This window comes from Streptomyces sp. AK010 (assembly GCF_014207295.1).
In the GTDB taxonomy this organism is placed as follows: domain Bacteria; phylum Actinomycetota; class Actinomycetes; order Streptomycetales; family Streptomycetaceae; genus Streptomyces; species Streptomyces massasporeus.
In genome coordinates, this window is record NZ_JACHCX010000001.1 from 61181 (window position 1) to 82450 (window position 21270).

Annotated in this window: 19 protein-coding genes; 8 read left to right on the plus strand and 11 right to left on the minus strand. The window is 72.5% G+C overall.

Annotated features, from left to right (window positions below; translation table 11 throughout):
• Window positions 1-99: 99 nt before the first annotated feature.
• From HDC93_RS00305 to HDC93_RS37955, 4 genes are all read right to left on the minus strand, one after another.
• Window positions 100-2244 carry an EAL domain-containing protein gene (locus HDC93_RS00305; RefSeq protein WP_185005994.1) on the minus strand — a complete coding sequence of 715 codons (2145 nt, stop codon included), beginning with the start codon at window positions 2242-2244 and terminating at the stop codon, window positions 100-102.
• A complete protein-coding gene (locus HDC93_RS00310) occupies window positions 2241-3053 on the minus strand; it encodes an SAM-dependent methyltransferase (protein WP_185005996.1) in 813 nt (270 codons plus the stop codon). The genes HDC93_RS00305 and HDC93_RS00310 overlap by 4 nt, the downstream gene beginning before the upstream one ends.
• Window positions 3054-3383: 330 nt before the next feature.
• Window positions 3384-4358: an SCO0930 family lipoprotein gene (locus tag HDC93_RS00315; protein ID WP_185005997.1), complete on the minus strand. Its 975-nt coding sequence runs from the start codon at window positions 4356-4358 to the stop codon at window positions 3384-3386.
• Window positions 4359-4648: 290 nt separating this feature from the next.
• Window positions 4649-5083, minus strand: a complete 435-nt coding sequence (locus HDC93_RS37955) for a hypothetical protein (RefSeq protein ID WP_185006000.1) — start codon at window positions 5081-5083, stop codon at window positions 4649-4651.
• A gap of 28 nt (window positions 5084-5111) precedes the next feature.
• On the opposite strand from HDC93_RS37955, the gene HDC93_RS37960 reads away from it, so the two are divergent.
• From HDC93_RS37960 to HDC93_RS00330, 3 genes are all read left to right on the plus strand, one after another.
• Entirely contained in the window at window positions 5112-5243 is a 132-nt protein-coding gene (locus HDC93_RS37960; RefSeq protein WP_260419336.1) for a hypothetical protein, read from the plus strand.
• 24 nt (window positions 5244-5267) lie between these two features.
• Complete coding sequence (locus HDC93_RS00325) at window positions 5268-6032, plus strand: DUF4239 domain-containing protein (RefSeq protein WP_260419337.1); 765 nt, start codon at window positions 5268-5270, stop codon at window positions 6030-6032.
• A 225-nt stretch (window positions 6033-6257) separates the two neighbouring features.
• Window positions 6258-6797: a hypothetical protein gene (locus HDC93_RS00330; RefSeq protein WP_185006002.1), complete on the plus strand. Its 540-nt coding sequence runs from the start codon at window positions 6258-6260 to the stop codon at window positions 6795-6797.
• A gap of 139 nt (window positions 6798-6936) precedes the next feature.
• Here the strand turns inward: HDC93_RS00330 and HDC93_RS00335 are convergent, their stop codons facing one another.
• Window positions 6937-7497: a hypothetical protein gene (locus tag HDC93_RS00335; RefSeq protein ID WP_185006003.1), complete on the minus strand. Its 561-nt coding sequence runs from the start codon at window positions 7495-7497 to the stop codon at window positions 6937-6939.
• Between the two features lie 351 nt (window positions 7498-7848).
• Here HDC93_RS00335 and HDC93_RS00340 point away from each other — a divergent pair, with 351 nt between their 5' ends.
• Window positions 7849-8517 (plus strand): class F sortase, encoded by a 669-nt coding sequence (locus HDC93_RS00340; protein ID WP_185006005.1) that lies wholly within the window; start codon window positions 7849-7851, stop codon window positions 8515-8517.
• Window positions 8518-8557: 40 nt separating this feature from the next.
• Here the strand turns inward: HDC93_RS00340 and HDC93_RS00345 are convergent, their stop codons facing one another.
• Both HDC93_RS00345 and lysX read right to left on the minus strand, forming a co-directional pair.
• A complete protein-coding gene (locus HDC93_RS00345) occupies window positions 8558-9400 on the minus strand; it encodes a polysaccharide deacetylase family protein (RefSeq protein ID WP_185006007.1) in 843 nt (280 codons plus the stop codon).
• Window positions 9401-9489: 89 nt separating this feature from the next.
• Entirely contained in the window at window positions 9490-12780 is a 3291-nt protein-coding gene (lysX, locus tag HDC93_RS00350) for a bifunctional lysylphosphatidylglycerol synthetase/lysine--tRNA ligase LysX (RefSeq protein ID WP_185006009.1), read from the minus strand.
• A 154-nt stretch (window positions 12781-12934) separates the two neighbouring features.
• Here lysX and HDC93_RS00355 point away from each other — a divergent pair, with 154 nt between their 5' ends.
• Window positions 12935-13396, plus strand: a complete 462-nt coding sequence (locus HDC93_RS00355; protein WP_185006010.1) for a universal stress protein — start codon at window positions 12935-12937, stop codon at window positions 13394-13396.
• A gap of 61 nt (window positions 13397-13457) precedes the next feature.
• On the opposite strand, the gene HDC93_RS00360 is transcribed toward HDC93_RS00355, so the two are convergent.
• The gene (locus HDC93_RS00360; RefSeq protein ID WP_185006012.1) at window positions 13458-14609 is read right to left on the minus strand and encodes a CapA family protein; all 1152 of its coding nucleotides are present in this window, start codon (window positions 14607-14609) and stop codon (window positions 13458-13460) included.
• 222 nt (window positions 14610-14831) lie between these two features.
• Here HDC93_RS00360 and HDC93_RS00365 point away from each other — a divergent pair, with 222 nt between their 5' ends.
• The 3 genes from HDC93_RS00365 to HDC93_RS00375 all read left to right on the plus strand — a co-directional run bounded on the left by HDC93_RS00365 (window position 14832) and on the right by HDC93_RS00375 (window position 16848).
• The gene (locus HDC93_RS00365; RefSeq protein WP_185006014.1) at window positions 14832-15377 is read left to right on the plus strand and encodes a sigma-70 family RNA polymerase sigma factor; all 546 of its coding nucleotides are present in this window, start codon (window positions 14832-14834) and stop codon (window positions 15375-15377) included.
• Window positions 15378-15530: 153 nt separating this feature from the next.
• Window positions 15531-16043, plus strand: a complete 513-nt coding sequence (locus HDC93_RS00370) for a hypothetical protein (protein WP_185006016.1) — start codon at window positions 15531-15533, stop codon at window positions 16041-16043.
• 151 nt (window positions 16044-16194) lie between these two features.
• Entirely contained in the window at window positions 16195-16848 is a 654-nt protein-coding gene (locus HDC93_RS00375) for a zf-HC2 domain-containing protein (RefSeq protein ID WP_185006018.1), read from the plus strand.
• A gap of 213 nt (window positions 16849-17061) precedes the next feature.
• Here the strand turns inward: HDC93_RS00375 and HDC93_RS00380 are convergent, their stop codons facing one another.
• Genes HDC93_RS00380 through HDC93_RS00390 form a run of 3 tightly spaced genes read right to left on the minus strand, consistent with a single transcriptional unit; the run spans window position 17062 to window position 21258 of the window.
• Complete coding sequence (locus HDC93_RS00380; RefSeq protein WP_185006020.1) at window positions 17062-17925, minus strand: Fpg/Nei family DNA glycosylase; 864 nt, start codon at window positions 17923-17925, stop codon at window positions 17062-17064.
• A 22-nt stretch (window positions 17926-17947) separates the two neighbouring features.
• Complete coding sequence (locus HDC93_RS00385) at window positions 17948-20035, minus strand: SpoIIE family protein phosphatase (RefSeq protein WP_185006022.1); 2088 nt, start codon at window positions 20033-20035, stop codon at window positions 17948-17950.
• Between the two features lie 50 nt (window positions 20036-20085).
• Window positions 20086-21258, minus strand: coding sequence for a DUF6777 domain-containing protein (locus HDC93_RS00390; RefSeq protein ID WP_185006024.1), 1173 nt, complete (start codon window positions 21256-21258; stop codon window positions 20086-20088).
• Between the last annotated feature and the right edge of the window lie 12 nt (window positions 21259-21270).

Below are 21270 nucleotides of genomic sequence, written 5' to 3' on the forward strand. Positions count from 1 at the left end.
CCGGACGGAAGGTCTCGCAGCGGAGACCAGGCCTTTCGTCCGGTGCGGCGAGAGCGCGTGCCGGGCGTCGCGACGCCGTGGAGATCCGTCAGAAGCCCCCTAACCCGTCGCGTCCACCAGGGCCAGCTGGTGCAGGCGCTCCGGTGGACCCGGCCTCGCGTAGTACCAGCCCTGCGCCGTGTCGCAGCCGAGTATGCGCAGTTGTTCGGCCTGGGCTCCCGTCTCCACGCCCTCCACCGTCACCGCCAGGTCCAGGCTGTGGGCCAGGGAGACGATGCCCTCGACGATCTTCAGGTCGACGGGGTCCGCCGGGAACTGCTGCATGCTCTGGGTGAAGGAGCGGTCCAGCTTCAGGATGCTGACCGGCAGCCGGCGCAGGTTGGCGAGGTTGGAGTAGCCCGTGCCGAAGTCGTCCAGGGCGATGTCGACTCCCATCTCCGCCAAGCGCCGCAGCGGCTTCAGCAGATCGTCGTCGGCCCCGATCAGCGCCGACTCCGTGACCTCCAGGCACAGCGCGTCCGGCGCGACGCCCGTGCGCTCCAGGATGTCGACCGTGTCCTGGACCAGACCGGGGTGCGTCAACTGGCACGGCGACAGGTTCACGTTGATCCGCAGCGGCCCCGCCGCCTCGACGCCGCCCTGCAGTTCCCGCCACTCGCGGGCCTGGCGCACCGACTGCTCCAGCACCCACCGCCCGAGAGGCACGATCAGCCCGGTGTGCTCCGCGAGCGGGATGAACCGGTCCGGCCCGAGCACGCCGTGCTGCGGGTGCAGCCAGCGCACCAGGGCCTCGGCCCCCCGGACGCTGCCGTCGCCGAGGTGCACCAGCGGCTGGTACTCGATGAAGAACTCGCCCCGCTCCAGCGCTGTCGGCAGTGCCGTGGTCAGCCCGTGCCGCGTGATGGCCCGGGCGTCCGCCTCCGCGTCGGCGAGTTCGAAGCGGTTGCCGCCGGCCGACTTGGCCCGGTACATGGTGATGTCCGCGCTGCGCAGCACCTCCGCGGGGCTGCGTTCCCCGGCCGGGCCCTCCACGATGCCGATGCTTCCGCGCACGGTCAGTTCCCGGCCGTCGACGCTGATCGGCGCGAGCAGCGCGTTCATGATGCGTCCGGCGAGTTCGTCGACCGCGTGCTGGGTGTCGGGTCCCGTGGTCAGCGCGACGAACTCGTCGCCGCCGAGCCGCGCGACCATCTCGCCGGGCGCGGTGGCGCAGGACTGCAGCCGGTCGGCGACCTCCACCAGCAGCCGGTCGCCGGCCGCGTGGCCGAGGCTGTCGTTGATGGTCTTGAAGCCGTCGAGGTCCAGGTAGCACAGCCCGAACCGCTGGCCCTCCCCGGCGCCCAGCGCCTTCTCCAGCCGCTCGAAGAAGAAGGTGCGGTTGGGCAGCCCGGTCAGCGCGTCGTGCGTGGCCTCGTAGCGCAGTCGCAGGTTGAGCAGCCGCCGCTCGGTGGTGTCCTCCATGAGGGCGAGCTGGTACTGCGGATCACCGTCGGCGTCACGCAGCAGGGAGACCGTCAGGTTGGTCCACAGGACGGTCCCGTCAGGCCGGTAGAACGCCTTCTCCAGGTGGTAGTGCTCCCGCTCGCCCCGGACGAGTTCGTCGTAGAGCCGCCAGGTCTGCGGGGCGTCGTCGGGGTGGGTCCACTCCCGGACGTTGCGGCTGCGCAGCGTCGGCTCGGAGACCCCGAACATGCGCAGCAGCGCGCCGTTGACCTGCAGTATGTTGCCCTCGAGGTCGGCCATGCCGATGCCTATGGCCGCGCCCTCGAAGACGGCTCGGAACCGCGCCTCGCTCGCGTGCAGGGCCTGCGCCACCACGCCCTGCGCCTGGAGGGCGGCCTGGGCGACGGCCTCCTGCTCGGCCAGCGTCCGCTCGCGCAGCGTCCGGGCGAAACCGGCGGCCATCGCGTGCTGCAACCGCGCGCACCGGGCCCGCAGGTCCTCCTGGTCGCCGTCGCCGCCGCAGTACAGGACCAGGTAGGCGTCGACGCAGTCCAGGGTGCGGCTGAGCGCCTCCGGGTCGGTGCAGTGCGCGTCCACGAGGGCGGCGCCGACCGCCCGGCCCGCGTCGGAGTCGAAGGTCCGGGCCAGCAGGGCCTCGCTCAGCCGCCGGGCCAGGGGCAGCAGATGTGCCTCGAACTCGGGGCGGGTCGACGACGTCGAGGTCACCGGGAAGACGGCCCGGCTCCAGATCGTCGCGAACCGGCGCAGTCTGTCCTCCGGCCCGTCCGGTTCCGGGGTCACGCCGTACGCCCCACGCCCGCGAACCCGGAGAACGCGTACGGATCCTCGTCCTCCGGTGCGGTGTCGGGGCGCCAGTGCGGCATCGCCACCAGTCCGGGTTCCACCATGTCGTACCCCTCGAAGAACCGCGCGATCTCCTCGCGCGAGCGCATGATCAGCGGGTTGCGGATGTCCTCGTACACGTCCACCGCACCCCCGGCCCGCTCCGGCGGCAGCGGGATCCCCTCGTAGGAGGCGTGGGTGAGCACGAGCAGGCTGCCGGGCGCGAGCGCCTCGCACAGTTCGGCCACGGCCCCGTACGGGTCGTCCTCGTCTTCCACGAAGTGCAGTATGGCAACGAGGAGCAGCGCCACTGGCTGATTCAAGTCGATCAGCCGCTCCACCTCGGGGCTGCGCAGGATCTCCTGGGGCTTGCGCAGGTCCGCCGCGACGACGCCCGCGTCGTCGTTGCCCTCCAGGACCGCCTGGCTGTGGGCCACCGCCACCGGGTCGTGGTCGACGTACATCACGCGCGCACCGGGGCGGGCGGCCTGCGCCACCTCGTGCACATTGCCGAAGGTGGGGATGCCGGAGCCGATGTCCAGGAACTGGGAGATGCCCTGGCCTGCCGCGTAGCGCACGGCGCGGCGCATGAAAGCGCGGTTCGCCTGCATGATTTTGGGGAGTCCCGGCATGAACTCCATGGCCCTGCGGGCCGCTTCCCGGTCGACCTCGAAGTTGTGTGATCCGCCCAGGTAGTAGTCGTACATCCGGGAGACGCTGGGCACCGAGATGTCGATGCTCCGTGGGGCCCAGGCGGGACGCTCCATCTATCTCTCCAAGGCGTTAGGCGATCCGGTGTTCGAGCAGAGGCTACTGATCGCCCGCCAATGGAGCGACCCGAAACGGAAATTGACCATCCGTTCCCGGTCACTGCCTGCGGCACGTGCCGAATTGATACCCCTGCGCATGCCCTTCGAACATATGACGAACAGTGCCCGAGGCATTCCGGAGAGTCCCGGTCCGGAGGGGAAGAGTGGGCGGAATTCGCTGAGTTCAGGTGAAGCACGGCAAAACGGCCCACCCCTCCGTGGAGCACGAAGGGGTGGGCCGGGCCTGCGCTTCGGGTGGACGAAACGATCAACCCTGGGGAGGTTTCTCTACTTCTCCGACGCGCCGACCAGCTTTCCGTCGGGCCGCACGGCGTACCAGGTGCCGCCGACACCCTGGCCGTTGGTGTCGCCCGGGGCCTTGTCACCGGCGAAGGTGTAGATGGGCGAGCAGTTGATCGTCTGCTGCTTGCCCTTGCCGTCGGTCCGGTCGAAGATCATGTAACCCTTCTTCTGGATGCCCTTGGTGTCGGCGAAGTCGACGGGCTCCACGAGCGGCCACTTCTCCAGGCACGCGCCGGTGCAGTTGGAGACCGGCTTGGGCCAGGCCTCGTCCTTCTTGAACCGGTAGACGGTCATGCCGTTCTTGTCGACGACGATCTCGCCGAGCTTGGCGTCGTTGCGCGTGGACAGCCCGGCCTCGACCGCCTCGCCGCCGCCCGCGCCCCCCTGCGCCTTCTTGCCGTCGGGGGCGAGCGCGTACCACTTGCCGCCCACGCCCTGGCCCTTGACGTCACCGGCGTTGACGTCCTTGGCGTAGCGGTAGGCGGGCCAGCCGGCGACCGTGAGCTGCTTGGTGCCGTCGGCCCGGGTGACCGAACCGAGCAGCGCCTTGTCGATGCCCTCGCCCGCCTCGGCGTCGTCGGCCGGAACCGGCGGCCAGGTCTTGGCGCAGTCGCCGTCGCAGTTGGACTTGGGCGGCTCCTCCGTGTCCTGGTCGAACCGGTACAGGGTGAGGCCGAGACTGTCGGTGACCACCTTGCCGACCTTCTCGGCGGTGGAGACGGACAGCTTGCCGGCGGGGTTGGACGGGCTGGAGGCGCTCGGCGCGGACGGCTGAGCGGTCGCGGCGTTGCCCGCCGTGCCCGCGGTGCCCGAGCCGATGCTTCCGTAGTCCCCGGGCGCGGCCGTGGCGCCCACGTTCTGGCTGGCCGCCGGTGGGCTGTCCTGACCGCACGCCGTCGTCAGCGCCAGGACCGCCGCGGCGCTCGCCACGAGTGAGGCGCTCCGCCAGGAGGTCTTCATCGTCAACTCCCCATAATCGCAAGGGTGTTGCAGCGCCCTGCTGCGCCGCCGCACGGCCATGAATACGCACGGCGGCTGCGCTTGTGTTCAACGGTCGGCCACATTTCTTTCCGGAACCTGTGACGAGCCCCTCGCGCCGCCGTACACGTACGCGGGAAGCACCCTGCGGGTGACCGCCGATCAAACCGGCACCACCCGGAATTCCCCCTTTCGGGGCAATCCCCTTGCGCCCTGGCCCGTGCGGGCGGCACAGGGCTCATGATCTTCGTCGTGCATGGACCCCTCTCGACTCAACCCGCCCTTGCGGCACGGGCCTTGGCGGCGGCGACGCTGACCTGGGCGCTCGTCGGCGCACCGGCCGGGGTCGCGGTGGCCGACGCCTGCGCGTACGCCTCCACGGGGCCGGACGGCACCGAGGCGGTGGCGTACGCCGGAAGCAAGAAGACCTGGCCGTGCCCCACACCCACGCCGAGCCCCTCCCCCACGCCGACCCCGACCCCGCCACCGAAGCCCCCGCCGAAGCCGACGCCCCCGCCGAAGCCGACGCCGGACCCGCCGCCCCCACCGAAGCCCCCGCCCACCGAGCCGACCCCCACGGCCCGGCCCGAGCCGCCGCCTCCACCGCCGCCCGCGCCACGCCCGGCACCGCCCACGCCCCGGCCGGCCCCGAAAGCCGTGCCGCCGGCACCCGCTCCCCCGGCGCCGGCACCGGCCCCGCCGGCCACCCCCGCGCCGCGTCCGTCCGCGACGCCCGTGCACTACCCGCGCTACCGCGCCGCGCCCCCGCGGCCACGGAGGGCGGACGGCACGCTGTCGCCGCTCACCTTCGTCCTGCTCGTCACGGTGCCCGCGGTGGTCGCCGTCGCCGCGCTGCGCGCGCGCTGATCCCTGAAGCCCTGGAGGTACCTCTTGCCGGAATGGCTTGTTCTCACCCTCGCGATGCTGGCCGCCTGTGCCGTGGTGGTCATCATCACCTTCGTACGCCACCGCGCGGCGCCCGAGGACGAGGACCCCAGTGAGACCCCGGACGTCATCGAGTACATGACGATGTGGATCGGCGTGGTCTACGCCATCGTCCTGGGCCTGGCGATCGCCGGTGTCTGGGAGGGGCGCAGCGCCGCACAGGACCACGTCCAGGCCGAGGCGACCGCGCTGTACGAGATCTCGGAACGGGTTCGGGTGTATCCGGCCGAGGAACGCGACCGCATCCGGGACGACATCCGGACGTATGTCAGCCATGTCGTGACCACCGAGTGGGACACGATGGCCGACAAGGGCGAGGTCACCCCGCGCGGCGCCGAGCTCTTCGAGCGGATCCGCCAGGACGTCACCGACTACGAGCCGGCGACGGACTTCGAGGCCCAGGCCTACCAGCCGCTGCTGGACCAGGTGACCGCGGCGAATCAGGCCCGGATCGCCCGGGCGGAGTCGACCGGGGAGACCATGCCGGGGGTGGTGTGGTTCGGGCTGATCGCCGGGGCCGTCATCACCATCGGGATGATCTTCGCCCTGCAGATCCGCAGAACGACCCGCGAACTGGTCCTCGCCGGGCTGTTCTCGGCGCTGATCGCCTTCCTGCTGTTCCTGATCTGGGACTTCGACTCGCCCTACAGCAGGGGCGTGACCGCCTCGGCCGACCCGTTCCTGAGTCTCTTCCCGGGCGTCGGGGACTGACGGCGCCCCACAGCACGGATCCCGGCCGGGGGGCGCGCGACACACCGTCGCCGTCCCCCGGTCGCGTGGGCGGCGTTCCCCCGGGCGGCCCACACCCGTGCCCCATTCGCCCTACTGCGATCGCGCCGCCACGCTCGCCTTCTTAGCGTTTCGGGCATCGAGGTGCATTTGTGACGTGAGCGGAACAGGTCCGCGATTGCTCCTCGGGGACCCGGAGGATTCACCATGCGCGCGATAGGCCTCGCTTCGGCCGTACTGCTGGGCGCCGGCGCCCTCACCTCCTGCGTGCCCGCCGCCGACGCGGCGATCCGCACCGACTTCGGCTTCAGCATCATCCCCTCCACCGTGGCGGCGGGCGGTGAGGTCACCCTGCGGGTGGAACGCAACAAGGCGTGCCGGGGGGAGGCGGCGGTCAACTCAGAGGTCTTCGACATGGTCATCATCCCGCCAAAGGAGTCCTGGGCGACGGCCGTCGTCGACTGGGACGCCAAGCCCGGAGCCGTGTACGACGTGGAGTTCGAGTGCGACGAGTCGAGCGGCACCGCGCGCCTGACGATCGCGGGCGGCCGTCCGACACACCACCCCACGCACCACCCCACCCATCACCCGACGCGCCACCCCCACAAGGGTGTGCACGCCGGTGAGGGCGGCACCCTCGCCGGGTTCGACCTCAAGGAGATCGGCCTCGGCGCCGCCCTGATCGCCGGATCCCTCGGCGTCGCCTACCACTTCTCGCGCCGCCGCACCGACGACGACGCCGGCTAGCACCGACGCCGCCGGCTGATGAACGCCATGGCCGCAGGTCTGCGCCCCGGCTCCCCCGAAGACCTCGGGGGGAGCCGGGGCGAAGACCGTGCACGTGCGAGGCGGTGGCTCGTCGAACGAAGGAGCGCGAAGCGAGGCGTCAGATGCGCCGCTCGGCCCGACGGCGCATCCAGAACACGCCACCGCCGACGACGGCCGCGGCCACGAGACCGCCGCCGATGGCCACGTCGGTCGGGGTCGCACCCGTGGTGGTGCTGCCGCCGATTCCGCCGCGGACACCGCCGATGACGCTGAAGGCCTGCGGCTTGGTCAGGGTCCTGCCGTCGCAGGTGACCGTGATGTCGTACGAGCCAGGACGGGCGTTTCTGTTGATGGTGGCGGTGCCCCGCGCGGTCGCGTTGCCGGCGCTGCCCCTGCCGCCATCGTTGTTGCCGTCGCCGCCCCTGTCGCCCTCGTTGCCCTTGCCGCCGTGGTGGACGGGCGACAGCCGCGTCGGCGCGAACGCGTTGGACGTCGCCGTGCCGCCGCTCCGGCAACCGTCGACCGTGATGGTCAGCTGGCCGCCGGTGGCGATCACGCTGGGCAGGGCGGTGATGTTGCTGGGCGTCTTGGGCGTCTCCCACGCGACGGCCGCGGGGGCCGAGAGGCCGAGGGCGGCGACCGCCGCGCCGGTGACCGCCAGGGCACGAGTGTTACGCATGTGAACCTCCGCGGAAGACGCCCCGGGACCCGTCCCCGGTCGATCGGCGAGAAAGCGCCTCCCAGAGAGACAGTCAGTTGCCGTGCCGCGACCCGCATTTCGGGAATGGTCCGTCCTGGTGAGACAAGGCGGTGCCGGAAAACCGCACAATCGGACATCGCCGCAGGTCACGGGCCGTCAGAAATTTCCTCGCGGCGGCAACTCGGATGGCGCACCTCCGGTCCCCGGGGCACCCCGTCCGTCCCGGGGCCACCCGTTCGCCGCCGCCCCGTCGCCGGTTTCGCGCGTGCCGCTTAGCGTTCGGATATGCGCGATTGACACGGCGACGGCCATGTCGAGAGGGGATGGCGAATGTCTGCGTCCGAGCTGGCCCAGGCGGAAGAGGAGGCGCGGCCGAGGAAGCGCGCCCCGTGGGGCGTGATAGCGCTGGTCCTGCTGACCGGCCTCGCCCTCATCCGGAACGGCTCGGGGGAGTTCGACGAGGGCCCGCCGCAGCCGGCGACGGCGGCCGCCGCGGACAACCGGGTACCCGCAGGCACCTTCGCCGGGACCGTACCGGCCCTGCCCTACTCCCTCCCGGACCGGGTCAGGATCCCGGCGATCCAGGTCGACGCGCCGATCACTCCCGTGGGCCTGGACGCGGACGGCTGGGTCGGCGCACCGCCGCCGGAGGACCCCAACCTGGCCGGCTGGTTCACCGGTGCCGTCACCCCCGGCGAGAAGGGCACCGCGGTCGTGGTCGGCCATGTCGACAACCAGCAGGGCCCCGCCGTGTTCTACGGACTCGGGGCCCTGAAGCAGGGCCATCGCGTCGAGGTCGCCCGGCAGGACGGAAAGACCGCGATGTTCGAGATCTACGGCGTCGAGGTGTTCGAGAAGAACAACTTCCCCGGTGACCGCGTCTACGCGTCCAAGGGCGCGCCGGAACTGCGGGTCATCACCTGCGGCGGGGGCTTCTCCGAGCAGGAGGGCTATGCGGGGAACGTCGTCGCCTTCGCCCGCCTGGTCGAGGTGCGCTGAGCGTTCCCGGCCGGGCGGGCGAAAGGCCCGAGGGAGTCCTTCACGCGTAGTGCCGCCGGGGCACGGTGACGTGGTAGCCGGAGTCCAGCAGTTCGGGCAGGTAGCGCCGCAGGGCCCGCACGCTCTGCGAGCGGTCGCCCCCGGCGTCGTGCGAGAGCACCACGACGCCGGGGGCGGCGCCGCGTTCGACCCGGTTCGCGATGGACCGGACTCCCGGGGTGGTCCAGTCGAGGGTGTCGACCGTCCAGCCGAGCGGTTCCATGCCGAGTTCGGCGCCGAGCTGCAAGGCGGCGCGGTTCCAGGCCCCGTAGGGCGCGCGGAACCACTCGGGGCGCTCCCCGTAGGCGTCCTCGATGACGTCGCTGGTGCGTTCCATCTCGGAGCGGATCTGGCGACGGGTGAGGCGGGTCAGCAACGGGTGGGACCAGGTGTGGTTTCCGACGACATGACCCTCGTCGGCCATCCGGGCCAGCAGCTTCCTGCCGCCGGCGACCATTTCGCCGCACACGAAGAACATCGCGCGCACGTCGTACTCGGCGAGGGTGTCGAGGATGTCCGGGGTGAAACGGGGATCGGGGCCGTCGTCGAAGGTCAGCACCATGGTGCGGCCGCGGCCGGACACCTTCAGCGGCGCTTCGCGGCGTACCAGGGTCCGCCGGGGCGCGGCGCGCGGCGGGCCGTAGCCGGTCACCGGCTGCAGCCGGTACGCGGAGGACTTGACGGGCGGGGCCGGGGGTCCCGCGGCCGGGGCGGGGGTGACGGGTCCGTCCCCGGTGACAGTCGTGATCACTCCGGCCGTCGCGGCCGCTCCCATGGCGCCGGTGGCAGCGATCAACGCCCGGCGCCGGGTGAGCAGCCGGGTGAGCAACTGATCCTTCTTCATGAGTCATCAGTCGCCCGGCCGAAGGCCGACGCTCGCGAGCAACACCGGTGTGGCGGCACACATTCACCCGTTCGGCCCACGCAGTCGGGTCAGCGGCGGCGCACCAGGGGGAAGGGCAGGGTCTCGCGGATGGTCAGTCCGGTGAGGAACATGACGAGCCGGTCGACGCCGATGCCGAGGCCGCCGGTGGGCGGCATGGCGTATTCGAGGGCGTCGAGGAAGTCCTCGTCGAGTTCCATCGCCTCGGGATCGCCCCCGGCGGCCAGCAGGGACTGGGCGGTGAGGCGGCGGCGCTGCTCGACGGGGTCGGTGAGCTCCGAGTAGGCGGTGCCGAGTTCGGTGCCGAACGCGACGAGGTCCCAGCGTTCGGCGAGGCGCGGGTCGGTGCGGTGCTGCCGGGTGAGCGGGGAGACCTCGGTCGGGAAGTCCTTGTAGAAGGTGGGCAGCTGGGTCTTCTCCTCGACGAGCCGCTCGTACATCTCCAGCACCACGTCGCCGTGGCCGTCGTCGGCGGTGTACGGCACGCCGACGCGGTCGCAGAGCCGCAGCAGTTCGGGCAGTTCGGTGCCGGGGTGGATCTCCTCCCCGATGGCCTCGCTGACGGCGCCGTAGACGGTCTTGACGGGCCACTGCCCCGAGATGTCGTACTCCACGCCGTCCTTGTGGGCGACGGGCTTGCCGAACGCGGCGGTGGCGGCGCCCTGGATCAGCTCGCGGACGAGGTCGAGCATCACGTCGTAGTCGGCGTACGCCTGGTAGGCCTCCAGGATGGTGAACTCGGGGTTGTGCTTGTAGTCCGTGCCCTCGTTGCGGAAGGTGCGGCCCATCTCGAAGACCTTCTCCATTCCGCCCACGCACAACCGCTTGAGGTACAGCTCGGGGGCGATGCGCAGGTAGAGGTCGAGGTCGTAGGCGTTGATGTGGGTGGTGAAGGGCCGGGCGTTGGCGCCGCCGTGGATCTGCTGGAGCACCGGCGTCTCGACCTCCAGGTAGCCGCGTGCCAGCAGGCCCTGGCGCACGGCCTGGACGGCGGTGGAGCGGGCGCGGACCACGTCGCGGGCGGCGGGGCTGGCGGCCAGGTCGAGGTAGCGCATGCGGACCTTGGCCTCCGGGTCGGCCAGGCCCCGTCGCTTGTCCGGCAGCGGGCGCAGGCACTTGCCGGTGAGCTGCCAGGAGGTGACGAACACGGTCGGCTCGCCCTTGTCGCTGGCGCCCGCCTCGCCGGTGGCGGTGATGTGGTCGCCGATGTCGGTGTCGGCGGTGAAGCGGTCCAGGGCGGGGCCGGAGCGGTCGCGGGTGAGGGCGAGTTGGTGGTCGCCGGACCAGTCGCGCAGGACGGCGAAGACGATGCCGCCGAAGTCGCGGACCAGCATGATCCGGCCGGCGACGGTGACCTGCTCGCCCGGCCGGACCTCGGCGAGGGTGTGGGTGCGGGCCGGGATGCCCACCGGGTAGGGGTCGATGCCGTCGGTGCGCAGCCGGTCGAGCTTGTGATGCCGGACGCGGACCTGGTCGGACAGGCGGGAGAGGGGGTCGGCGGGCTCGGTCCCGTCCCCTCCGGCGAGGCCGAGCGCCGCCAGCGACGGCAGCCCCTCCGTGGTGGCGGGCCGCTGTCCGGCCCTCGGGTGCCCCTTTCCCTTTCCCCACAACTTGCGCATCGACGGTACGGAGACGAAGCCCTCGGCGATGCCGGAGGCGAGACCGACCCGGGCGAGGGAGGCGGCCTCCGCGTAACAGAGGAAGCGGGGGTACCACTCCGGGTGGTACTTGGCGTTGGAGCGGTACAGCGCCTCCAGTTGCCACCACTTGGAGAAGAACAGCAGCAGGCGGCGCCAGAGGCGGATCACCGGTCCCGCGCCGATGCGGGCGCCCTCCTCGAACACGGAGCGGAACACGGCGAAGTTCAGCGAGACCTTGCGCACGCCCAGCTTCGGGGCCACGGCACACAGTTCGGCGACCATGAACTCCATGACGCCGTTGGGGGCGGTGCGGTCACGGCGCATCAGGTCCAGGGAGACACCGTCCTTGCCCCAGGGCACGAAGGACTGGATGGCGAGGAGCCGGCCGTCCTCGTCGAGGGCCTCGGCGAGGAGGCAGTCGCCGTCGGCCGGGTCGCCGAGGCGGTCCAGGGCCATGGAGAAGCCGCGTTCGGTCTCGGTGTCGCGCCAGGCGTCGGCGCGTTCGACGAGCTGGCGCATCTCGTCCTCGCCGAGGGTGGAGTGGCGGCGGACGCGGCAGGTGACGCCGGTGCGGCGGACCCGGTTGACGGCCTGGCGGGTGACGCGCATGTCGCGGCCGTCCAGGTCGAAGTCGAGGACGTGCAGGATCGCCTCGTCGCCGAGCTGGAGCGCGCCGAGCCCGGCCCGGACGAAGGCCCGGGCTCCCTCCTCGGAGGCGCCCATCACGGCCGGGACCCAGGCGTAGCGGCGGGCCACGTCCTGCCAGGCGGCGATCGCGTGCGGCCAGGCCTCCCGGTCGCCGACCGGGTCGCCGCTGGCCAGGCACACCCCGGCCTCGACGCGGTAGGTGACGGCGGCCTTGCCGCTGGGCGAGAAGACGGCGGCCTTGTCGCGACGGGTGGCGAAGTAGCCGAGGGAGTCCTGGTCGCCGTAGCGGCCGAGGAGGGCGCGGATGCGGGCCTCCTCGTCGTCGTGCAGGGCGGCTTCCAGGCGCTGGGAGCGGAACAGGGTGGCGGCGGCGTTGAGCAGGGCGAGCGCGCCGAACAGGCCGAGCAGGAAGTACAGGGCGTGTGGCGGGCGGCCGTCGAAGGAGCCCGCTGGCACCAGGCCGCCGCAGACCCGGTTCGCGGCCCAGGCCAGGCGCTCGCCGCTCGGCAGACTGCCCGGGAACGCCTCGACCAGGGCCCAGCCGACCAGGATCGCCACGACCAGGCCCGCCACCAGGACGGCCAGGGCCCGGCGTACGGCGGCGCGTCGGGAGGCGGCGTAGAACTCCTTGCGGGCGTAGATCAGCAGGATCAGGGCGAGGCCGCACAGCACGAGGGAGGGGACGGACTCGGCGAACTCGCCGCCGGCCATGCCGAGGATGTCGGTGAGGACCAGCAGCCCCAGGTAGACGACGACCAGCCACCAGGCGATCTTCTTGCGGGCACCGGTCGCGGCGGCGAGCAGGAACAGGAAGACCGCGTAGGCGAGGTTGGCGCTGACCGGGACGAGCAGCAGGTCCAGGAAGCGGACGAGGGGGCGCAGTCCGGTGCGCAGCGGGGGGATCAGAGCGAGCAGGGCGCAGAGCAGTCCGAGGACCCCGAAGAAGACGGCGAAGCCCTGCGGTACCCGGCTCAGGAAGCCGTGCGCCCGGTGGGGCGGCCGTATCGGTCCTGAGGTGTCCTCGGCCGTCCCGGTGTCCGCGATGACGCTCATGCTTTCGACTCTAGGAACACCCGCGCCTCCTCGCCCGTCGAGCGCTCCCGCCTCGCGGGGCCCAGGAGGCCCGGGGGTCCCGTCCGCATCCGGGTGCGCGGACCCGGGCCTCCCGCCCGGCGGGCGGACCGGGGGGTTCCGATAGCCTCGCGGCGTGACGGAACAGCACTCCCATCGGTTCGAGCGGGGCACGGACGGTCCGAAGGTGATCGTGGTCGGGGTGGACGGCTCCGATTCCTCCCTGCGCGCCGCGGCCTACGCCGCCGGCCTGGCCCGGCGGCAGCACGCGTTGCTCGCCGTGGTGTACGTGCAGCCGGTGCTGGCGGCGGGCGCCGCGCTGGGGGTGCCGGTGGCCGAGACCACGGACGAGATCGCCGAGGATCTGGTGGCGCAGATCCGGGAGTCGGCCGAGCGGCTCAAGGGGATATTCGAGGTCCGCTGGGAGTTCCACACGTTCCGGGGTGACCCGTACAACGGCCTGGTGACGGCGGCCGACGAACTGAAGGCCGACGCGGTCGTCGTGGGCGCCTCGGAGCAGGCGGGCCACCGCATCGTCGGCTCGGTGGCGGTCCGTCTGGTGAAGGCGGGGCGCTGGCCGGTGACGGTCGTGCCGTAGGGGACCTGTCGATGTTCGGCCGCCATCGCCGGGCTTGCGCCGATGGCGGCCGAAGCAGGTGCTACTCCCCCATGACCAGTCCGTCCCCGGCCGCGCCGCGGCTGAGCACGATGTCGCGGATGCGGTCGCGGACGGCCCGGACGTCGGCGCCCTGGGCGAGCGCCCGGTTGAGGTTCACGACCCGGCCGGCGTCGACGTCGAACAGCTGCGGGACGAACTCCGCCCTGGTCACCTTCCAGCGCTCGCCCGGCCGTGCGGGCGGGGCGAAGGTGAAGCGGCCGAGGGTGGACTGGTTGCCGCGCGGGTCCTTGGCGCCCTCGTGGTTGGTCATCTCGCCGGCGATCTGGTCGCCCATGCCGTAGATGACCCAGGTGCCGTTGACCTTCTCGTAGGCCTGCGGGACGTGCGCGTGGGTGCCGAGGACCAGGTCGATGTCGGGGCGGTTCCCGGTGCGCGCGGCGGTGAGGCTCCGGGCCAGGGTCAGCTGCCGGTCGTCGGGGGCGTCCTGCCACTCGGTGCCCCAGTGCAGGGAGACGACGACCACGTCGGCGCCCGCCCGGCGCGCGGCCCGGGCGTCCTCGACGATCCTGGCCTCGTCGATGAGGTTGACGGCCCAGGGCTGCCCGTCGGGGAGGGGGAGGCCGTTGGTGTCGTAGGTGTAGGCGAGGTGGGCGACCTTGGCCGGTCCCGGCTCGAGGAGGGTCGCCGTGCGTGCCTCCTCCTCGGAGCGTGCCGAGCCGGCGTGCCGGACGCCCGCGCGGTCGAGGGCGTCGAGGGTGCGGCGGATGCCGTCGGCGCCGTCGTCCAGGGTGTGGTTGGAGGCGGTGGAGCAGCCGTCGTAGCCGGTGACGGCGAGGGCCTGGGCCACCTCGGGCGGGGATTTGAAGGTGGGGTAGCCGGTGTAGGCGCCGTCCGCGCCGTAGACGGTCTCCATGTGGCACAGGGCGATGTCGGCGCGGGAGACGACGGGGCGGATCGCGGCGAGCATCGGCCGGAAGTCGTAGCCGGTGCCGCCGGCGTCGAAGCGGGCCCGGTCGATGATCGTGCTGTGCGGGAGGACGTCACCGGAGGCGACCAGTGTGAAGCCGCGGGGCCCGGCGGCGGGTGCCGGACGTCCGGGGCCGGGCTTGTCGTGTCCGCGGGCCTGGCAGGCGGCGCCTGCGGCGAGGACGACGGTCAGGGCCAGGGCGATCTGTCGACTGCGTGCGAGCATGCATTCACCCCACTGTGGGCGTTGTGGTCGTATTTGCGCACAATCAGGAAAGAAGGCAGGTGGCGCCCCATGCGGCTCCGACACGCTCATCAGCCCCTCCGGCACCCACATGGCCTGGCGCCCTGACCGTTCGTCGAACCGTTCGTCGACGCGATCGACCGTCCGCCGCACAGCCGGGTACGTGCCCTGTGCCCGGACCGCCCCCTGCGGTGGCATACGGCCATGACGGCCGGATCCACTCTCACGAACGGAACGACCGCCGAGCACGAGCTCGCCGCACTGCAGCGGGAGCACGGCCGGCCCCTCTTCGCGCTGCTGCTGCGGCTCTGCGACGGCGACCGGCAGCGCGCGGAGGACCTGGCCCAGGAGACGCTGGTGCGCGCCTGGCAGCATCCCGAGGCCCTGCGCGCCGACGACTTCGACTCCGTGCGGCCCTGGCTGATGACCGTCGCGCGGCGCCTCGCGATCGACGCCCGGCGGGCTCGTCAGGCCCGTCCGCCCGAGGTCGGCGACGCGGTGCTGGAGAACGCGCGGGTCGTCTCCGACCACGCCGAGCGGGCCGCGGCGACGCTCGACGTCCGCGAGGCTGTGAAGACACTCACTCCGCAGCACCGTGAAGTCCTGGTGCTCGTGTACTTCCAGGGGGCGAGTGTGGCGGAAGCAGCGGCGACCCTCGGCATCCCGCCCGGTACCGTGAAGTCCCGCGCGTACTACGCGCTGCGCGCCCTGCGCAGGGTGCTACCGGGATACGCCGCCGACCTGCGATGAAACCAACAGGTGGGTCAAGCCTCCGTAAAGCGCCTTGCCGATGACCCCGGTTGAGTAATCGGCTGTTCTCATCCGTGTTCCGGAGGGGGCCGTCAGCGTCCCCCGGAGCCCGGTGTCGGGCGACGCGCAGGTACCGGAGGAAGGCAGGAAGGGATGCTGGACAGAGAGCAGGGGAGCACGGACGGCGCCGACGGCGAACTGACCGTTCCCATGGCGTGGTTGTACGCCGAGTACATCGCCGACGAGCTGCTGCGGACCGGCGATCTCATGCCGCCGACGTCCTTCGAGTTCCGCGCCGGGCGCGATGCCCTGGCGTTGACCATCTTCCTGTCCGACACCGACGGGGAGCTGTCCGGCATCCGGGTCGTCACCCAGCTGGAGACGTGGCTGTCGCTGACCGCGTACGACCAGCCGTGGCAGGAGTGGGTGCGTGAGCGGCTGGCCGAGCTCGCCGTGGGCGCCGCACGGTCGGGAGGGCCCGCGCCGGACCTGGCTCTCGCCGAGGAGGCCTGGCGCTGGCTGCAGGAGACGGAGCTGCTCGCGCCCGATCTGAACGCGGTGCCGGGGGGCGCTCCGGTGGCCGGGGAGGACGACGGGCCGAAGGTCTGGACGCCCGCCTGGCAGCTCGGACTGCCGCTGGGACACCTCGCGATCCATCTTTTTTAGATTTCTGCGGCCCCCGACCAATCCGGGGGCCGGAGGGCTCCGAATCCTTTGGTTGCGATTGTGTCGCCGGCTTGAGTGATTCCGCTGCCAGGTCCGTACCGGTGGGAGCAAGGAGTAACCCCACCCGCACCCAACGGCACGAGGATTCGGCATGAGGTCCCTGGAAAGGCATCACGACGTCGCGGCCTACGCGCTCGGCGTGCTGGACGAGGCGGAGGCATTCCGCTTCGAGGACCACCTCATGGAGTGCCCTCGGTGCGCTGCAGAGGTGACGGAATTCGGTGCGACCACACGGCAGTTGATGCTGTACCGGCGGGCGACGCCACGGTTCGTGCACCCGATGGCGCAGCCCGGCCCGCGCATGCTGGACGGGCTGCTGGCCGAGGTGGCGACCCGGCGCCGGACCGGACGCAGGCGTCTGCTGTTCGCCCTGACCGCCTCGGTGGTTTTCGCGGCGTCGGTCCCCGGCATCGCGATGATGGCCGAGGGCAGCGCCGAGGAGTCACGGACGGTGGCGGCGACCGATGCGCGCACGGGCGTGTGGGCACAGGTCACCACCGAGGACGAGGCCTCGGGCAGCCAGGTCGAGCTGAAGGTGAAGGACGCCTCGGGTCCGCGCCCCTGCCACCTGGTGATCGTCGGACACGACGGCACCGAGGAGACCGCGACCAGCTGGCAGGCGCCCGGCCACGACGACCACCCCAACACGATGATGGCCAGCTCCTCCATGCATCCGGAGGACATCGCCCGCTACGAGATCCGCTCGGCGGCCGGCGAGGTCCTGTGGAGACTCCAGCCGAGCTGACCATCCGTCCGCCCCTGTCACCGGGCGCCGCCCGCGCCCCGGTGTGAGTTCGCCGACTGCATCATCGGGGCGACGGCCGCGGGCGAGCTGGCACCCGAGACACTCCGGCGGCTCACCACGCCGTCCTCGACACGCCCACCAGCCGGCTGCGGGACGACGCGACCATCCTGATGTTCGAGTGGACACCGCCGGCCCCATGACCCCGGGCCCGGGTCACTTCAGCAGGCGGGACATCCTGCGGTCCGCGAGCGGCTTGCCGCCCGTCTGACAGGTCGGGCAGTACTGGAGCGAGGAGTCGGCGAAGGACACCTCGCGGACGGTGTCGCCGCACACCGGGCAGGGCTCGCCGGTGCGGCCGTGGACGCGCAGCCCGCTCTTCTTCTCGGCCTTCAGCCGCCCGGCCGCCACGCCCCGGGAGCGTTCGACCGCTCCGGCGAGCGTGTCGCGCAGGGCCGCGTACAGCCGCCCGGTCTCCTCCTCGCTCAGCGACGCGGCCAGTTTGAAGGGCGACATCTTCGCCGCGTGCAGGATCTCGTCGCTGTACGCGTTGCCCACCCCCGCGATGAGGCTCTGGTCCCGCAACGCGCCCTTGAGCTGCCGCCGTTCGCCGGCCAGGAGCTCCGCCAGGCGCCGCTCGTCGAAGTCGCCGGCGAGCGGGTCCGGACCGAGCCGGGCCACGCCCGGCACCTCCTGCGGGTCGGCCACGACGTACACCGCGAGGCGCTTCTGTGTGCCGGCCTCGGTGAGATCGAACCCGGCACCGGTCTCCAGGGCCACGCGCAGCGCGAGGGGGCCCTTGCCGGGGCGGGGCGGCCCGTCGGGCAGGCGGTCCTTCCAGTGCAGCCAGCCCGCGCGGGCCAGATGCGTCACGAGGTGCGGGCCGTCCGCGGTCCGCAGGTCGAGGAACTTGCCGTACCGGCGTACGGCGGTGACCTCCTGGCCCTCCAGCGCGGACAGGGGCGGTTCGTACGTCTTCAGGACGCTGATCGCGACGGGCAGCACCCGTACGATCTCGTGGCCGACGAGGTGCCCGGTCAGGAAGTCCTTGAGCGCCTCGACCTCGGGGAGTTCCGGCATGAGTCCAGAGTGCCACGCCGGGTCAGCCGGAGTCGGGCACCACGAACTCGCACCACACGGCCTTGCCGCCGCCCCGGGCCTCCACGCCCCACACGTCGGTGAGCAGCTCGACCAGGAGCAGGCCCCGCCCGGAGACGCCCGCCTCGCCCGCCTCGCGGCGGCGCGGCAGTGCGCTGGAGGAGTCCTCCACCTCGACGCGCAGCCGCCGCTCGGAGCCGGTGAAGGCCCGCAGGGTGACGACGGCGGCTCCCTCGGTGTGCATCAGGGCGTTGGTGATCAGCTCGTCGGCGACCAGTTCGACCTCGTCGGCGCGCTCGCCCGCTCCCCAGCCGGCGACCGCGGTGCGGATCATGTGCCGGGCGTCGGCGAGGGCCCCGGGATCACCGGGGGCCACATGCCGCTGGAGCCGGCGGCCGGACTGCGGATGCTCGGGGCCGCGCCGGCGCAGCAGGAGCAGCGCCACGTCGTCGTAACCGCCGCGCTCGGCGGCCACGTCGATCAGCCGCTCGGCGAGGTCCCGCACGTCGTCAGGGCCGGTGGCCACGAGCGCGCCCAGGGTGCGCATGCCGTCGTCGAGGTCGGCGCCGGGCTGCTCCACCAGACCGTCGGTGCACAGCAGCAGGGTCTCGCCGGGGTCGAGCTCTATGGTGCCCACGGGGTATTCGAGGCGGCCGAACTCGGCGGACAGGCCGAGCGGCAGCCCGCCGGGGACGGTGACACGGCGGCAGGAGCCGTCGGTGTGGCGCACCAGCGGATCGATGTGGCCGGCCCGGACCATCTGGAGCACGCCCGTGGACAGGTCGGCTTCCGCGTAGAGGCAGGTCGCGGAGCGGTCGGTGTCGAGTTCGTGCAGGAAGACGGAGGCGCGGGCCATGACGGTGGCCGGGGGGTGCCCCTCGGCGGCGTAGGCGCGCAGCACGATGCGCAACTGGCCCATGACGGCGGCCGCGTGCGTGTCGTGGCCCTGGACGTCGCCGATGACGGCGCCGACCCGGCCGCCGGGCAGCGGGATCAGGTCGTACCAGTCGCCGCCGATGTCCCGGCCGACGGAGCCGCCGATGGTGGCGGCGCGGTAGCGGACGGCGATATCGGCCCCGGGCACGCTCGGGATGGTCCGGGGCAGCATGGCCTGCTGGAGGCCCTGTGCGAGGTCCATCTCCTGCTCGTAGAACATGGCCCGCTGCAGGCTCTGCGCGATGCTGCTGCCGAGGGCGACGAGGATGTTGCGCTCCTCGGTCGTGAAGCCGTACCGGTCGCTGTAGAGCAGGCCCATCACGCCGATCGGCCGGGCCTGGACGATGAGCGGCAGGTAGGCGGCCGAGGTGATGTCGAGGTCGGTGATGTGCGGCCACAGGATCGGGTAGCGCTCGGCGAACTCCTGCGGTGACTCGATGAAGCACGGGCCGAGGGTCCGTACGGCCTCGCTCATCGGGTAGGGCTCGTCGATCCGGGTGACGCGGGTGCCGGGCACGAAGCTGCCCGCGGGGCCCTCGGCGACCAGGCGGATGCGGCCGGCCTCGACCAGGCCCATGACGAGGCTGGTGGCGCCCAGATGGACGAGGCCGTGGGTGTCCTTGAGGACGTCGATGACGTCCTGGACGGTGCGGGCGTGGGCGAGGGCGGCCGTGGTCAGTTCGACGACGCTGGTCTGCTCGCGGCGGGCCTCGTCGCGGGCGGCCTGGTCGAGGCGGGCGTCGCTCTCGCCGAGTTCCCGGGTGGCGTCCCGGATGATGCCGATGATGCGGCGGGGCCGTCCGGTGTCGTCGCGCCGGATGTAGCCCTGGGTGTGGGTCCAGCGCAGGGAGCCGTCACGGCGGCGGATGCGGAAGTAGGCGCCGTAGTTCTCGCTGCCGTCCTTCAGGGCCCGGGAGACCGCGGTGTCCAGGCGGCGGGACTCGTCGGGCGGGACGCGCTTGGCGAGGGTTTCGGGGTGGTCGTCGTACTCGTCGGGGCGCACGTCGAAGACCTCGTGGGCCTGGGCGTCCATCTGCATCAGGCCGGTGTCCAGATCCCAGTCGAAGCTGCCCATCCGGTTGAGTACGAGGATCGGGTCCGGGTGGGCGGGCCAGTCGTCCGGAAGGGACAGGGCGCTCGCTCCCCGATCAGCCATGGGCCCACCTTGCCAGGATTCGTCCGATTCTTCGACCGGATGTGCTGAGTCTACGAGCCGCGCCGCCGGATCGGCCCTCTGTTGATGAAGACGCCCGTGGGGCTGCCGGGGATGCGTTCGGCGGCCAGGTCGTCGGGGATGAGCCCGGCTCCGTCGGGCGGATCGGGGTTGTCGGGGACGGCGTCGGGGCCGACCTCGTCGGATCCTGCGGGGCCCTCCGGCTCGGCCGGAGGGTCGGGAAGCGGGGCGGTCTCGCCGGACGTCGGAAGGGGGGTTTCCGCGGCCGGGAGACCCGTCTCGGCCGGGGTGTCCCCGGGGGATGCGCCGCCCGGGTCGGGATCCGGCTCCGGGGACGGCTCCGTTTGCGGCGGGACGCGGGTCTGCGGCGGTGACGGTGCGGGCCGGGACGGGTCCGGGGGGTCCGTCACCCGGGCGGGGGGCGGCAGGGCCCGGTCGTGGCGTACGTCGTGGCCGGTACGGCGTTCGATCCAGGTCCGGGCGGTGACGTCGATGATCGTGAAGCCGGCGACGGCCCGCGGGGCGGGGGTCACGGCGATCACCCGGCCGGACCGGTAGCCGGGCCAGGGGGTGCCTCGGGTGACCGGGGTGCCGTGCGACTCGGCCGGCGGCCCGAGCGGGTTCCCGCAGGCGCACCGGACGCGCGGCATGCCCCGGTCGTCGACGAGGACGGCGGTGCCGGCCTGGAGGACGGACTGGTAGCGGGTGATCCGCCCGGCCCGGAAGCCGTGGCCGGTGACGCGGGTGTCGGCACGCAGCACGACCGGGGTCAGCGCGCGCACGTGGTCGGGGAGCGCCGCCGGGGAGATGCCCACGACCTCGGCGAAGGCGCGGCCCCTGGCCGGGTCGCGGACGAGGTGGCCGACCTGCCGGCCGATGTCGCAGCTGCCCGTCCGCTCGGCGCCGCCGTACAGGCCGGGCGTTCCGCCGGAGAGGGCACGTGGGCCGCCGCCGGCGGCGGGAGCCCGGTCGGTGCGAGGTGGCGTTCGCGGGGCGGGGGACGGGGTAGCCGCCGTGAGGGCCGTGGAGTTGGTGAAGGGGTCGGGCCCCGGAGCGGCGGCGGGCAGGAGGAACAGTTCTCCGCCGGTGCCCGCGCCGAGGCGGGTGGTGCCGGGGTGCCGGGTGGTGTGGCCGACGCAGCCCGAGAGGAGGAGCGCCGCCGAGAGCACACAGGCCAGGACGACGGTCCCGGTGGGTGTCCGCACCTCGTCCTCCCG